The sequence below is a fragment of the Pseudomonas sp. LBUM1671 genome (genome assembly GCF_059695685.1).
In genome coordinates, this window is sequence record NZ_CP166782.1 from 1,406,152 (window position 1) to 1,420,372 (window position 14,221).

At 60.7% G+C, this 14,221-nt stretch carries 11 protein-coding genes; 6 read left to right on the forward strand and 5 right to left on the reverse strand.

Annotated features, from left to right (window positions below; translation table 11 throughout):
• Positions 1 to 10 precede the first annotated feature (10 nt).
• From pcaH to pcaC, 6 genes are all read left to right on the forward strand, one after another.
• Complete coding sequence (pcaH, locus tag ACA060_RS06280) at positions 11 to 715, forward strand: protocatechuate 3,4-dioxygenase subunit beta (protein ID WP_497316091.1); 705 nt, start codon at positions 11 to 13, stop codon at positions 713 to 715.
• A 1-nt stretch (position 716) separates the two neighbouring features.
• Positions 717 to 1,283 (forward strand): protocatechuate 3,4-dioxygenase subunit alpha, encoded by a 567-nt coding sequence (pcaG, locus tag ACA060_RS06285; RefSeq protein WP_497316093.1) that lies wholly within the window; start codon positions 717 to 719, stop codon positions 1,281 to 1,283.
• Between the two features lie 192 nt (positions 1,284 to 1,475).
• The gene (locus tag ACA060_RS06290) at positions 1,476 to 2,780 is read left to right on the forward strand and encodes an MFS family transporter (RefSeq protein ID WP_109628321.1); all 1,305 of its coding nucleotides are present in this window, start codon (positions 1,476 to 1,478) and stop codon (positions 2,778 to 2,780) included.
• A 45-nt stretch (positions 2,781 to 2,825) separates the two neighbouring features.
• Entirely contained in the window at positions 2,826 to 4,190 is a 1,365-nt protein-coding gene (locus tag ACA060_RS06295) for a 3-carboxy-cis,cis-muconate cycloisomerase (RefSeq protein WP_497316095.1), read from the forward strand.
• A gap of 11 nt (positions 4,191 to 4,201) precedes the next feature.
• On the forward strand, positions 4,202 to 4,993 hold the full coding sequence (gene pcaD / locus ACA060_RS06300; protein WP_497316097.1) for a 3-oxoadipate enol-lactonase: 792 nt from the start codon (positions 4,202 to 4,204) through the stop codon (positions 4,991 to 4,993).
• A 10-nt stretch (positions 4,994 to 5,003) separates the two neighbouring features.
• Positions 5,004 to 5,396 carry a 4-carboxymuconolactone decarboxylase gene (gene pcaC / locus ACA060_RS06305; protein ID WP_497316099.1) on the forward strand — a complete coding sequence of 131 codons (393 nt, stop codon included), beginning with the start codon at positions 5,004 to 5,006 and terminating at the stop codon, positions 5,394 to 5,396.
• A 156-nt stretch (positions 5,397 to 5,552) separates the two neighbouring features.
• On the opposite strand, the gene ACA060_RS06310 is transcribed toward pcaC, so the two are convergent.
• The 5 genes from ACA060_RS06310 to emhA form a co-directional block, all read right to left on the reverse strand.
• A complete protein-coding gene (locus ACA060_RS06310; RefSeq protein ID WP_497316101.1) occupies positions 5,553 to 6,368 on the reverse strand; it encodes a methyltransferase domain-containing protein in 816 nt (271 codons plus the stop codon).
• Between the two features lie 301 nt (positions 6,369 to 6,669).
• The gene (locus ACA060_RS06315; RefSeq protein ID WP_497316103.1) at positions 6,670 to 7,929 is read right to left on the reverse strand and encodes an OprD family porin; all 1,260 of its coding nucleotides are present in this window, start codon (positions 7,927 to 7,929) and stop codon (positions 6,670 to 6,672) included.
• Between the two features lie 444 nt (positions 7,930 to 8,373).
• Entirely contained in the window at positions 8,374 to 9,834 is a 1,461-nt protein-coding gene (emhC, locus tag ACA060_RS06320; RefSeq protein WP_497316105.1) for an efflux RND transporter outer membrane subunit EmhC, read from the reverse strand.
• A complete protein-coding gene (gene emhB / locus ACA060_RS06325) occupies positions 9,831 to 12,980 on the reverse strand; it encodes an efflux RND transporter permease subunit EmhB (RefSeq protein ID WP_497316107.1) in 3,150 nt (1,049 codons plus the stop codon). Before emhB ends, emhC begins: the two co-directional genes overlap by 4 nt.
• Before the next feature lie 3 nt (positions 12,981 to 12,983).
• The gene (gene emhA / locus ACA060_RS06330) at positions 12,984 to 14,141 is read right to left on the reverse strand and encodes an efflux RND transporter periplasmic adaptor subunit EmhA (RefSeq protein WP_497316109.1); all 1,158 of its coding nucleotides are present in this window, start codon (positions 14,139 to 14,141) and stop codon (positions 12,984 to 12,986) included.
• Positions 14,142 to 14,221: the final 80 nt, after the last annotated feature.

Genomic DNA, 14,221 nt, shown 5'->3' on the forward strand with positions numbered 1-14,221 from the left:
GGAAAGCGAAATGACTGACAAGCCTGGTTACCGTCGCCCACAGGAAGGCACCCAGCCGGAGTACCTGCACCCGACTTATCAATCCACCAACCGTCGCGCGCCGTCCAAGCCGTTGGTGTTTTTGCCTCATTCATTGTCGGAAATCACCGGCCCGACCATCGGCGCCGAGCGTGTCAACGAGAAGGACAACGACCTGACCGGCCAGCATCAGGGCGAACCGTTGGGTGAGCGCATCATTATTCACGGCCGCGTGCTGGATGAAGACGGCTTGCCTGTCCCGGGGATTCTGGTGGAGATCTGGCAGGCCAATGCCGCCGGTCGCTATAACCATGCCCGCGACCTGCACGATGCGCCGCTGGACCCGAACTTCACCGGCACCGGCCGCACCGTGACCGATGCCGATGGCTGGTATCAGTTCCAGACCATCAAGCCCGGCGCTTACCCATGGGGCAATCACCACAATGCGTGGCGCCCGGCGCACATCCATTTCTCGCTGTTCGGGCCGAGCATACTGACGCGCCTGGTTACCCAGATGTATTTCCCGGGCGACCCGTTGCTGGCTTATGACCCGATCTACAACTGCGTGCCCGATACCCGCGCCAAAGAGCGTTTGATCGCGACGTTCGATCTGGAAAAAACCATCCCTTCCTATGCCCTCGGTTATCGCTGGGACATCGTCTTGCGCGGCCGCGAAGCCACGCCGATGGAGAAATAAGATGACGCTGAACGCGACCACGTCCCACACCGTCGGGCCGTATTACCACATCGGCCTGACCTGGCTGAACCGCGAAGACCTGACCGTCGAACAAACCCTCGGCGAGCGCGTGTCAATCACCGGGCAAGTCGTCGATGGCAACGGCGACTTCGTCAACGACGCGATGCTGGAAGTCTGGCAGGCCAACGCCGCCGGCAAGTACGACCACCCCGAAGACGACCAGGCCAAACCCCTGGACCCGAACTTCGAAGGCTTCGGCCGGGTGCCGGTGGATGCCGAAGGGCGTTTTCGTTTCACCACCATTAAGCCAGGCACCGTGGAAGGCCTGAAGGGCTCGACCCAGGCGCCGCACCTGGTGGTGCTGGTGTTTGCTCGCGGGTTGGTGAAGCACTTGCTGACACGGATTTACTTTGAGGGCGAACCGGCGAACGTCGAGGATCCGCTGCTGGAGTGTGTGCCGGCTGAACGCCGCAGTACCTTGCTGGCGAAGCAGGATGCGTCCGGTGTGTATCAATGGAATGTTGTCCTGCAAGGCACCGATGCCGAGACGGTGTTCTTCGATTATTGAGTAACAACACAAAAACCTGTGGGAGCGGGCTTGCCCGCGATGACTGAGTCACATCCAGCATCAAAGGTGACTGACCCAACGCTATCGCGGGCGAGCCCGCTCCCACAGGGATTGGTGTTGCTGATCTATCTGTGGAACGGGACTGTTGCAAAGTGTGTCTAGACTGTCATGGTCCCCAAAGAGTGAAAATCAATGACAACCCCCACCGCTATTCCAGCGCATTACACCGGCGAAGAGCGCAGCAAGCGCATCTTCGCGATTGTCGGTGCCTCGTCCGGCAACCTCGTTGAATGGTTCGACTTCTACGTCTACGCCTTTTGCGCGATCTACTTCGCGCCGGCCTTTTTTCCGTCCGATAACCCGACTGTGCAGCTGGTCAACACAGCTGGCGTGTTCGCGGCCGGGTTTCTGATGCGACCGATTGGCGGCTGGATTTTCGGCCGTGTCGCGGACAAGCACGGGCGCAAGAATTCGATGCTGATCTCGATTCTGATGATGTGCTTCGGTTCGTTGCTCATCGCGTGCCTGCCGACCTACAAGGACATCGGCGTCTGGGCGCCGATCATGCTGCTGTTCGCCCGCTTGCTGCAGGGCCTGTCGGTGGGCGGGGAGTACGGCACCACCGCGACCTACATGAGCGAAGTCGCCCTCAAGGGCCAGCGCGGTTTTTTCGCCTCGTTCCAGTACGTGACGCTGATCGGCGGGCAGTTGCTGGCGGTGTCGCTGGTGGTGGTCCTGCAACAGTTCCTCACCGAAGATGACCTGCGTGCCTACGGCTGGCGGATTCCGTTTGTGGTTGGTGCTGTGGCCGCATTGATCTCGCTGTTCCTGCGTCGCTCGCTCAAGGAAACCACCAGCAAGGAAATGCGCGACAACAAGGACGCCGGCAGCATCCGCGCGTTGTTCCGCGACCACAAAGCCGCTTTTATCACCGTGCTCGGATACACCGCCGGTGGCTCGCTGATTTTCTACACTTTCACCACGTACATGCAGAAGTACCTGGTGAACACCGCCGGCATGCACGCCAAGACCGCGAGCTACATCATGACTGGCGCGCTGTTCCTTTATATGTGCATGCAGCCGCTGTTCGGCATGCTCGCGGACAAGATCGGCCGACGTAACTCGATGCTCTGGTTCGGTGCCCTCGGGACGCTGTGCACCGTGCCGATCCTGCTGAGCCTGAAAAGTGTCAGCAGTCCGTTCCTCGCCTTTGTGCTGATTACCGTGGCGCTGGCCATCGTCAGTTTCTACACCTCGATCAGTGGCCTTGTAAAAGCCGAAATGTTCCCGCCGGAAGTGCGCGCACTGGGGGTCGGCCTGGCGTACGCGGTGGCCAACGCGATCTTCGGTGGCTCGGCGGAATATGTGGCCCTGAGCCTGAAAGCCGTGGGCATGGAAAACTCCTTCTACTGGTACGTGACGGTGATGATGGCGGTGGCGTTCCTGTTCAGCCTGCGCCTGCCGAAACAGGCCAAGTATTTGCACCACGACCTTTGATCCATCCGCGTGGGCCCGACCGGCCCGCGCTTTCAGGAACTGTTTATGAACCAGCGACCGGGCAATCAACTGTTCGATGCCTATTTCACCGCCCGCGACATGCGAGAAGTGTTCTGCGATCAGGGCCGGGTTCAGGCCATGCTCGATTTCGAATCGGCACTGGCCCGGGCCGAGGCGCGGGTGGGCTTGATTCCGCAATCGGTTGTCGCATCGATTGAAGCGGCTTGTGTCGCAGGGCATTACGACTTTGCTGCGCTCGGCGAGGCGATTGCCACGGCGGGCAATTCGGCGATTCCGCTGGTCAAGGCGTTGGGTAAACAGATCGCGACCACCGATGCTGAAGCCGAGCGCTATGTGCATCTGGGCGCGACCAGTCAGGACGTGATGGACACGGGACTGGTGTTGCAACTGCGCCGGGCGCTGGAGCTGATCGAAAGCGATCTGGCGCAACTGGGCGAAACGTTGGCGACCCAGGCGCTGCGCTTCGTTGCCACGCCGCTGGCCGGGCGCACTTGGTTGCAACACGCAACGCCCGTCACCCTCGGCATGAAAATCGCCGGTTGGCTGGGCGCTGTGACCCGCAGTCGGCAACGTCTGCAAGAACTCAAACCACGCTTGCTGGTGCTGCAATTCGGCGGCGCCTCCGGAACCCTCGCGGCCCTCGGCGAGCAGGCGATGCCAATTGCCGAAGCCTTGGCCGGTGAGCTGCAACTGACATTGCCGGATCAACCCTGGCACACCCAGCGTGATCGCCTGGTGGAGTTCGGCGCAGTGCTCGGTTTGATCGCCGGCAGCCTCGGCAAACTTGGTCGCGACATCAGCCTGTTGATGCAGACCGAAGCCGGCGAAGTGTTCGAGCCGTCGGCACCGGGCAAGGGCGGTTCGTCGACGATGCCGCACAAACGCAACCCCGTCGGCGCCGCGGTGCTGATCGGTGCGGCGACCCGGGTTCCCGGTTTGCTCTCGACTCTGTTCAGCGCCATGCCGCAGGAACACGAGCGCAGCCTGGGCCTGTGGCATGCCGAATGGGAAACCCTGCCGGAGATTTGCTGCCTGGTGTCCGGCAGCCTCAAACAAGCGTTGCTGGTGGCGGACGGACTGGAAGTCGACGCCGATCGTATGGCCCGCAACCTCGACCTGACCCAAGGCCTGGTGCTGGCCGAAGCGGTGAGCATCGTCCTCGCGCAACGGGTAGGGCGCGATACCGCGCACCATCTGCTGGAGCAATGCTGCAAACGTGCGGTGGCCGAGCAACGGCATCTGCGAGCGGTACTCGGCGATGAACCGCAAGTGACTGCCGAGCTGTCTGACATTGAACTCGATCGTCTGCTGGACCCCGCCCATTACCTCGGTCAGGCCCATGCCTGGGTCGAGCGAGCGGTGGCTGAACATTATGCGTTGACTGCCTGAAGGAGATTGCTGTGGCTTTCGTACAACTCGCCGAGGGCGAACTGCATTACCAACTCGATGGACCAGACGATGCGCCGGTGCTGGTGTTGTCCAATTCGCTGGGCACCGACCTGCACATGTGGGACGCGCAAATCGCCGCATTCTCCGAGCATTTGCGCGTGTTGCGTTTCGACACCCGGGGTCACGGCCAATCGCTGGTCACTCCGGGGCCTTACAGCATCGAGCAACTGGGCCGCGACGTGCTGGCGCTGCTGGATGCGCTGCACATCGAGCGTGCGCATTTTTGCGGTCTGTCCATGGGTGGTTTGATCGGCCAGTGGCTGGGCATCAACGCCGGCGAGCGGCTGAACAAACTGGTGGTGTGCAACACCGCCGCGAAAATCGGCGATCCTTCGGTGTGGAACCCACGGATTGAAACCGTGCTGCGGGACGGTCCGGCCGCGATGGTCGCCTTGCGCGATGCATCGATTGCGCGCTGGTTTACCCCTGACTTTGCCGAGGCCAATCCGGCTGCCGCGAAGCGTATTACCGACATGCTCGCGGCCACTTCGCCGCAAGGCTATGCCGCCAATTGCGCGGCCGTGCGCGATGCCGACTTCCGCGATCAGCTGTCCGCGATAAAGGTGCCGCTGCTGGTCATCGCCGGCACTGAAGACGCAGTGACGCCGCCGTCCGGTGGGCACTTTATCCAGGAGCATGTGCAGGGCGCCGAGTACGCCGAGTTCTACGCCGCACACCTGTCCAACGTCCAGGCCGGTGCAGCGTTCAGTGACCGGGTCCTGACGTTTTTGTCAGCTGATTAAGGGGATTGTTGTGGACGAGAAACAACGTTACGACGAGGGCCTGGAAGTTCGTCGCTCGGTGCTTGGCGATGCGCATGTCGACCGCAGCCTGAATGCGCTGACCGAGTTCAACTCGGAGTTCCAGGAAATGATCACCCGCCACGCCTGGGGCGACATCTGGACCCGCCCAGGCCTGCCGCGCCATACCCGCAGCCTGATCACCATCGCCATGCTGATCGGCATGAACCGCAACGAAGAACTCAAACTGCACCTGCGCGCCGCCGCCAACAACGGCGTAACCCGCGGAGAGATCAAGGAAGTGATCATGCAGAGCGCGATCTACTGCGGCATCCCGGCGGCCAATGCGACGTTTCATTTGGCGGAGTCGGTTTGGGATGAGCTTGGCGTCGAATCCCGGGAGTGATCTTCGGGTTTTGTATTGCTTGAGCTGACGCCATCGCGAGCAGGCTCGCTCCCACATTTGATCGGCGTGAACGCAAATTATGCATTCACTGAAGATCTCCTGTGGGAGCGAGCCTGCTCGCGATAGCGGTGGGTCAGCCTGCATCAATTTCGAAATTTAAACGGTCGCGACAATGAAAATCCGCTTGAACGGAAACAACGTGCGCCCATCGCTCTCATGGGGGTAATGCGCATGCACTCGCATCATGAAGTGATAGATGAACCGCGCCTGTTCCTCGTCCTTCAACCCCTGCATCACCGTCCGCAAGGCCGAGACCTTGATCCAGTCATAAATCGGCGACTTGCCGTCCACGACCTGCAACTGCGAGGTTTCCCAGATATCCAGTGTCCGGGTAATCGGTGAGAGCAACCGGTGGTAATTTTCCAGCGACAGCAACGGCCGCGCCGCCATCCTCTCGCGCAGTTGCGGGGAGCCGAGCGGTTTGCCGTCGGAGCCACCATCGTTGAGGGTGTCGAGCACCAGTTGATACCACACCGCATCCCGCCAGTCGGGCATGTGCGCCGCCAGACAACCACCCGGGTTGAGATAACCGAGCAAGCGCGGCAGAAGCTGTTCGTGATCGTCGATGAAATGCAGCACTGCGGCGGCAAAGAGCAGGTCGGCGGGTTGCTCCGGCTGCCAGTTCTGTAGATCGCACTGCTTCCACAGCGCCTTGATCGGCAAGCATTGCGCCTCCTGAAGCATCTTCTCCGAACTGTCGATGCCCATCAGGTGCGCAGGGGGCCAGCGTTTGGCCAAAGCTTGCGTCGCAATGCCGGTGCCACAGCCGAGGTCGTAGATGCGTTTGGGGGGGTCAAGTTCGACGCGGTCGAGTAGTTCGTTCACCGGCCGTTGTCGAAGCCGGGAGAATTGCTGGTAGGCCTTGGCATCCCAGTCGCTTTTGACGGGAGCCGATTTGAGTGGCGTGATCATGAGGTGGTCCTCTGGTGATCAAGTGGTGTCTTCCGATGACAGCCTGGCTCAAGTCTTGCGGACCAACATCAACAGATAACGGAAGTGGGAAGGGTTGAGTTCGCCTGACTCCTGTCAGGTTTTTTCACTGTAATGGATCGTTGGTAAAGCGCCAGGCTAGCTGACAGGCGGCCGGCTAGATGCCGCGCTATCGTTCTTCGCGGGCAAGCCTTGCTCCTGCAGAAATCGAGTTGGCCGCCAATGTTGCAGCCAACCCGTGACCTGTAGGAGCAAGGCTTGCCCGCGAAGGTGCCCTTGAGACTTACAACAAACTGATCGGATAGCTGACGATCAACCGGTTCTCATCGAACTCGTTATTGCTGAAGTCCCGGCGCATCGTCGAGTTGCGCCATTTGACGTTCAGGTCCTTGAGCGCGCCGCTCTGTACGGTGTATCCCAGTTCGCTTTCGCGGCCCCATTCCTTGCCGTCGGTGATGGTGCCGGTGTGCACGTTGTCGCCGCTGATGTAGCGGTTCATCAGGGTCAGGCCGGGGATGCCCAGGGCGACGAAGTTGTAGTCGTGGCGCAGTTGCCAGGATTTTTCTCGGGCGTTGTCATAACTGGCGTTGTAGCTGTCGTTGGCCAGGGTGCCGCCGCTGGTGCCGTTGACCCGCATCCAGGCGCTGTCGCCGGTGAGTTTTTGCAAGCCGACATAGAACGTGTGGCCGCCGTACTTGGCCGAGAACAGGCCTGACCAGGTCTTGTTGTCCAGGTCGCCAGCGCGGGCGCTGCCGTCTTCCTGGCCATAGAAGAAACCGAGGTTGGCGCCCAGGGTCCAGTCGCCGATGGGCTGACTGTGAATCAGGTTTACGTATTGCTGGCTGTAGATGTCCTTGAGTTCAGCATTCCACAGGCCGATCTGGGTGCGCTTGTCGTTGAAAGCGTATTCGCCGCCCTGGAAGTTGAAGCGGTCGGAGGTGAAGGTGGGTTTTCCGGTCATCGACATATCGCTCATGCTGCTGTCGTCGCGCGGGCTGTTGGCGCGGAACTGGCCGCCATAGAGCGTCAGGCCGGCGATTTCTTTCGAGGTGATCTGCCCGCCACGGAAGGTTTGCGGCAGGGAGCGACCGTCGTCCGAGCGTAGGATCGGCAGCACCGGCATCCATTCGCCCACCTTGATTTCGGTCTGCGACAGCCTGGCCTTGAATGCCACGTTGGTGCGCCCGAAGTTGTCCGCCGGGCGACCGTCATGATCCAGCGGCAGCAACTGCGTCCCGCCCGTGCCTTTTCCGCCGTCGAGCTTCACCGAGTACAACCCCAGCACGTCCATGCCGAAGCCGACGGTGCCTTGGGTGAAGCCGGACTTGGCGTCGAGGATGAAACTTTGCGTCCATTCTTCAGCCTTGCCCTGAGCCTTGGTCGGGTTGGTGAAATTGCGGTTGATGTAGAAGTTGCGCAGGTTCAGGTTGACCTTGGCGCCTTCGACAAAACCCGATTCCTCAGCCATGGCGGGCAGGGCCGCGCTGGCCAGGGCGATGGCAATCAGGCTGGGGAAATAATACTGCGCGGTGGAAGGCGTCATGGGCTCGGGTCTCTCTAATTGTTAGGGATGAAACGGGGCACTGCCGCAACGTCGGGGGTTGCAGACAAAGGATTAGATTTCGTGAAAAACGGGAGAGGGATCAGCCGGACAGGGCAGGGCGCGGGGGCATGGTGTCGAACCTGATGTTATTGGTCTTGTGCGACGAATGGTGCGGGGAATGGACTGGATGGTTCAATCGGCGAAAGCGGGTTTTGGGCGGTTATCGAACGCATGTTGGTTTGAGGTTCTGCGTCGTATGTGCCTGCCTCATCGCGAGCAGGCTCGCTCCCACAATGGTCATTCTGTGTGCATGCGATTGTTGGCAAATACAGATCCCCTGTAGGAGCGAGTCTGCTCGCGAAGGGGCCAGCCCTGACAACACACCTTTTCCAGCCGCCAACAAAAAGCCCACCAAAAGGTGGGCTTGATGTTTTCACAGCGCTATCAGAACAACTTCATCTTCGGCGCTTCTTCTTTCTGTGGTTCGACTTTCGCCGTCTGCTCGTTCCAGCCACCACCCAATGCCTTGTACAGATTGACCGCACTGACCAGCTGCGCCAGACGATCAGTGATCAGCACCTGTTGGGCACTGAACAGCTGACGCTGGGCGTCGAGGAAGGTCAGGTTGCTGTCGACACCGATACGGTAGCGACGCTCGGCCAGACGGTAGTAGTCCTGGTTGGCGGTGACGAAATCACGCTGCGCCTGCAACTGATCGGTGTAGGTCTGGCGGGCAGCCAGGCCGTCGGCGACTTCCTGGAAGGCCGTTTGAATGGACTTCTCGTAGTTCGCCACGCCGATGTCTTTCTGGATTTTCGAGTAATCCAGGCTGGCGCGCAGGCTGCCGGCGTTGAAGATCGGCAGGTTGATCTGCGGCGAGAACAACCAGGTGCCCGAACCGCCTTTGAACAGACCGGACAGGTCCGGGCTCAAGGTCCCGGCGTTGGCCGTCAGGCTGATGCTCGGGAAGAACGCCGCCCGTGCCGCGCCGATGTTGGCGTTTGCCGCTTTCAGGTTGTACTCGGCCTGGAGGATATCCGGACGACGTTGCAGCAAGTCCGAGGGCAGACCGGCCGGCACGTCGCTCAGCAGGTCGTCAGCCAGTGGCTTGGCGGCTTGCAGATTGGCCGGGATGCCGGTGCCGAGCAGCAGCACCAGGCTGTTTTCATCCTGCGCGACCTGACGGGTGTACTTGGCCAATTGCGCCCGGGCGTTTTCCACCGAGGTACGCGACTGGGCCAGGTCCAGGGCCGAGGCGACCCCGACTTCGTTGCTGCGCGAGGTGAGTTTGTAGCTCTCCTCGAATGCCCCGAGGGTGTCCTGAGTCAGTTTCAGCAGTTCCTTGTCCGCCTGCCAGGTCAGGTAGGCGTTGGCCACGCTGGCCACCAGGCTGATTTGCGTGCTGCGACGACCTTCTTCGGTAGCGAAGTACTGCTGCAGGGCTTCTTCGCTCAGGCTGCGAACCCGACCGAACAGGTCGAGTTCATAAGCGCTGATCCCGACCGTAGCCGAATAGGAACTGGTGATACCCGATTCGCCAGTCTGCGAGGCACGTGCCGGAAGGCGCTGACGGCTGCCGGTGCCATTGGCCGAAACCGCCGGGAACAGATCGGCACGCTGGATGCGGTATTGAGCCGCGAACGCGTCGATGTTCAGGGCCGCAACACGCAGGTCACGGTTGTTTTCCAGGGCGACCTGGATCAGCTGTTGCAGTGCCGGGTCATGGAAAAACTGCTTCCAGCCCTGTTCGGCGGCGGCCTGTGCAGGCGCCTGGGCCGACGAGTACGCCGGGCCCTGCGGGTATTGCGCTGCCACCGGTGCATCAGGCTGCTGATAATCGGGGATCAGCGAGCAGCCGCTCAGCACGAAGGCGGCAACTGCGATGGAGAGTAGCGACTTGCTCATTGGCCAGCCTCTTTAGAAGGTTCAATTGCATCGTCCTGATCGGCTTTTTTGCGCTGGCCAATCGACGACACGGTGACGAAGAACAGTGGGACCCAGAAGATCGCCAGGACCGTGGCGGTGATCATACCGCCAATAACGCCCGTACCGATCGCATGCTGGCTACCTGAACCTGCGCCGGTGGAAATCGCCAGCGGTACTACGCCGAGGACGAAGGCGAGCGAGGTCATGATGATCGGTCGCAAACGCATCCGGCACGCTTCGATCGCCGCTTCGCGAAGGCTACGCCCTTGCTCATGCAGTTCCTTGGCGAACTCGACGATCAGAATGGCGTTTTTCGCCGCCAGACCGATGGTTGTCAACAGACCCACCTGGAAGTAAACGTCGTTGGAGAGCCCCCGCAGGCTAGTGGCCAACAGTGCACCGATGATCCCCAAAGGCACCACCAGCATCACCGCGATCGGAATCGACCAGCTTTCGTACAGCGCCGCCAGGCAGAGGAACACCATCAGCAGCGACAACGCGTACAGCGCGGGCGCTTGTGAGCCGGACAGTCGCTCTTCGTACGACAGACCCGTCCAGGAAATACCGACACCGGCCGGCAGTTTCTTCGCCAGGGCTTCGACCTCCGCCATGGCTTCACCGGTGGAGTAGCCCGGAGCCGGAGCACCGAGGATTTCCATGGCTTCTACGCCGTTGTAACGCGAAAGCTTCGGCGCGCCGTAGATCCACTCGCCCTTGGCGAAGGCCGAGAAGGGCACCATGGTGCCTGCGGCGTTACGCACATACCATTTCTTGATGTCTTCCGGGCTCATGCGCGAATTGGGCTGACCTTGCACGTAGACTTTCTTCACCCGACCACGGTCGATGAAGTCGTTGACGTAGCTACTGCCCAAGGCAATCGACAGGGTGCTGTTGATGTCGGAGAGGGTCAGGCCCAGGGCGCTGGCCTTCTCGTCATCGATTTCCAACTGGTATTGCGGCTCGTCGTTCAAGCCGTTCGGACGCACCTGATAGAGCACCTTGCTCTGCGCCGCCATGCCGAGGAACTGGTTGCGAGCTTCCATCAACTTTTCGTGACCGATACCGGCACGGTCTTGCAGGAACACGTCGAAACCGGTGGCGTTACCCAACTCCAGTACCGCCGGTGGCGCGAAGGCGAACACCATGGCATCGCGGAAGGTGAAGAAGTGCTGCTGGGCGCGGGCGGCGAGTTTGAACACGCTGTTGTCCGCATCCCGCTGATCCCACGGCTTGAGCATGATGAACGCCAGGCCCGAGCTTTGGCCACGACCGGCGAAGTTGAAGCCGTTGACCGTAAAGACCGAGGCTACAGCGCTCGATTCCTTATCCAGCAGGTAGGAGCGCATCTCATCGATCACCACCTGCGTGCGCTCGGCGCTGGAGCCGGCCGGGGTTTGCACCTGGGCAAACAGCACGCCCTGGTCTTCTTCCGGCAGGAACGCGGTTGGAATGCGGGTGAACAGCCAGATCATGCCGACGACAATGATCAGGTAGGCCAGCAGGTACGGCGCTTTGTGCGTGAGCATGTTGCCGACGCCACGCTCGTAGCTTTTGACACCACGGTCAAAGCTGCGGTTGAACCAGCCGAAGAAGCCGCGTTTCGGTGTGCCGTGCTCGCCTTTCGGAATCGCCTTGAGCATGGTGGCGCAAAGGGCCGGGGTGAAGATCAGTGCGACCAACACGGACAGCGCCATGGCCGAGACGATGGTGATCGAGAACTGCTTGTAGATCACGCCCGTGGAGCCGCTGAAGAACGCCATCGGCAACAGTACCGCCGACAGCACCAGGGCGATACCGACCAACGCACCCTGGATCTGCCCCATGGATTTCTTGGTGGCCTCCTTGGGTGACAAGCCTTCTTCGCTCATGACCCGTTCGACGTTTTCCACCACGACGATGGCATCGTCCACCAGCAAGCCGATGGCCAGCACCATACCGAACATGGTCAGGGTGTTGATGCTGAAACCGAACGCCGCGAGGATCCCGAACGTACCCAGCAGTACCACCGGCACAGTCATCGTGGTGATGACGGTGGCGCGGAAGTTTTGCAGGAACAGGAACATCACCAGGAACACCAGCACGATCGCTTCGACCAGGGTTTCAACCACACCCTTGATCGACTCGGTGACCACCGGGGTGGTGTCGTACGGGAAGACCACTTCCATGCCTTGCGGGAAGAACGGCTTGAGCGTGTTGATGGTGTTGCGCAGCGCTTTCGCGGTGTCGAGGGCGTTGGCCCCGTTGGCCAGTTTCACCGCCAGACCGGAGGCCGGAGCACCGTTGAACTGCGCGTTGATGCTGTAGTTCTCACCACCCAGACCTACGTCGGCGACATCGGACAGACGCACTTGCGAACCGTCCTTGTTGACCTTGAGCAGGATCTTGTTGAACTGCTCGGCGGTCTGCAGACGAGTCTTGCCGATGATGGTGGCGTTCAACTGCTGGCCAGGCGCAGCCGGCAGGCCGCCCAGTTGACCGGAGGACACCTGGATGTTCTGCGCCGCGATAGCCGCTTTCACGTCCACGGGCGTCAGGTTGAAGTTGTTCAGCTTGGCCGGGTCGAGCCAGACACGCATCGCGTACTGGGAACCGAAGACCTGGAAGTCACCGACACCGGCGGTCCGCGAGATCGGGTCCTGCATGTTCGACACGATGTAGTTGGACAGGTCGTCCTTGGTCATGCTGCCGTCGCGCGACACCACGCCGATCACCAAGAGGAAGTTTTTCACGGCCTTGGTCACGCGAATACCCTGTTGCTGCACTTCTTGCGGCAGCAGCGGGGTGGCCAGGTTCAGTTTGTTCTGGACCTGAACCTGCGCGGTATCGGAGTTGGTGCCTTGCTCGAAGGTTGCGGTAATGGTCATGCTGCCGTCGGAGTTACTTTCCGAGGAGACATAACGCAGGTTGTCGATACCGTTGAGCTGTTGTTCGATGACCTGAACCACGGTGTCCTGCACGGTTTGTGCAGACGCGCCTGGGTAGGTCACCTGGATCGCAATGGCCGGAGGCGCAATGCTCGGGTATTGGTTGATCGGGAGTTTGAGAATCGAGAGTGCCCCGACCAGCATGATCACCAGGGCAATTACCCAGGCGAAAATCGGACGGTCGATAAAAAATTTCGACATGGTTTACTCCCCTTTGCCGCTGGAAGCCTTGTCAGCTGCCTGTGCGGGGGCCGGGTTCTTTGCGCCAACGTTAGTCGCTTCACTGGCTTTGACTTCGATGCCAGGTTTGACGAATTGCAGTCCTTCGGTGATCAGGCGATCGCCGGCTTTCAGACCGTCTTCGATCAGCCATTGGCTGCCGACGGTGCGGCTGGCCTTGAGCTGACGCAGTTCGACCTTGTTGTCAGCGCCCACGACCAGTGCGGTCGGTGTGCCTTTGAGGTCGCGGGTCACGCCTTGTTGCGGCGCCAGAATCGCGGCAGCGTTCACACCGGCTTTGAGCTGGGCGTGCACGAACATGCCTGGAAGCAGCGTGTGATCCGGGTTCGGGAACACGGCACGCAAGGTCACGGAGCCGGTGGTCTGGTCAACCGAGACTTCGGAGAACTCAAGCTTGCCTTCCTGCTTGTACTCGCTGCCGTCTTCGAGGGTCAGCTTGACCGCCGCTGACGTGTCGCCAGCCTTTTGCAGGCGACCGCTTTCCAGTTCGCGACGCAGCTCAAGCAGCTCGACGGACGACTGGGTGACGTCGACGTAAATCGGGTCGAGTTGCTGGATCACCGCCATGGCGTCGGCCTGGCCGTTGCTGACCAGCGCGCCCTCGGTCACGTTCGAGCGGCCGATGCGACCGGAGATCGGTGCGTAGACCTTGGTGTAACGCACGTTGATCTGAGCGGATTGCAGGGAGGCTTCCGATTGCAAACGATTGGCCAGCGCCGTGTCGTATTCCTGACGGCTGACGGCCTGCTCGTTGACCAGCTGCTTATAGCGGTCGGAGATCGACTTGGTCTGTTGCAGGTTGGCTTCGGCGCTTTTGAGCGTAGCTTCATAAACGGCCGGATCGATCTGATACAGCTGCTGGCCGGCCTTGACGTCGCCGCCTTCCTTGAACAGACGCTTGAGAATGATGCCGTTGACCTGTGGGCGAACTTCGGCAATGCGGAACGCACTGGTGCGCCCCGGAAGCTCGGACGTCAGGGTAAAGGCTTGAGGTTGCAGGGTAACCACGCCGACCTGAGGAGGCGGTGCGGCGGGTGCCGCTTCTTCCTTTTTGCATCCGCTGAGCAGTGATGCGAGGGCGACGGCGGCGACCAGAGCGGTAACAGCTGGCTTGAATTGCATGAAAATCCTCGGGTCAGGCGCGCAAGAAACGCACAAGAAATGTGGAAGGGTAAAAAATGAGTGCCGGGTGGATAAGTAGC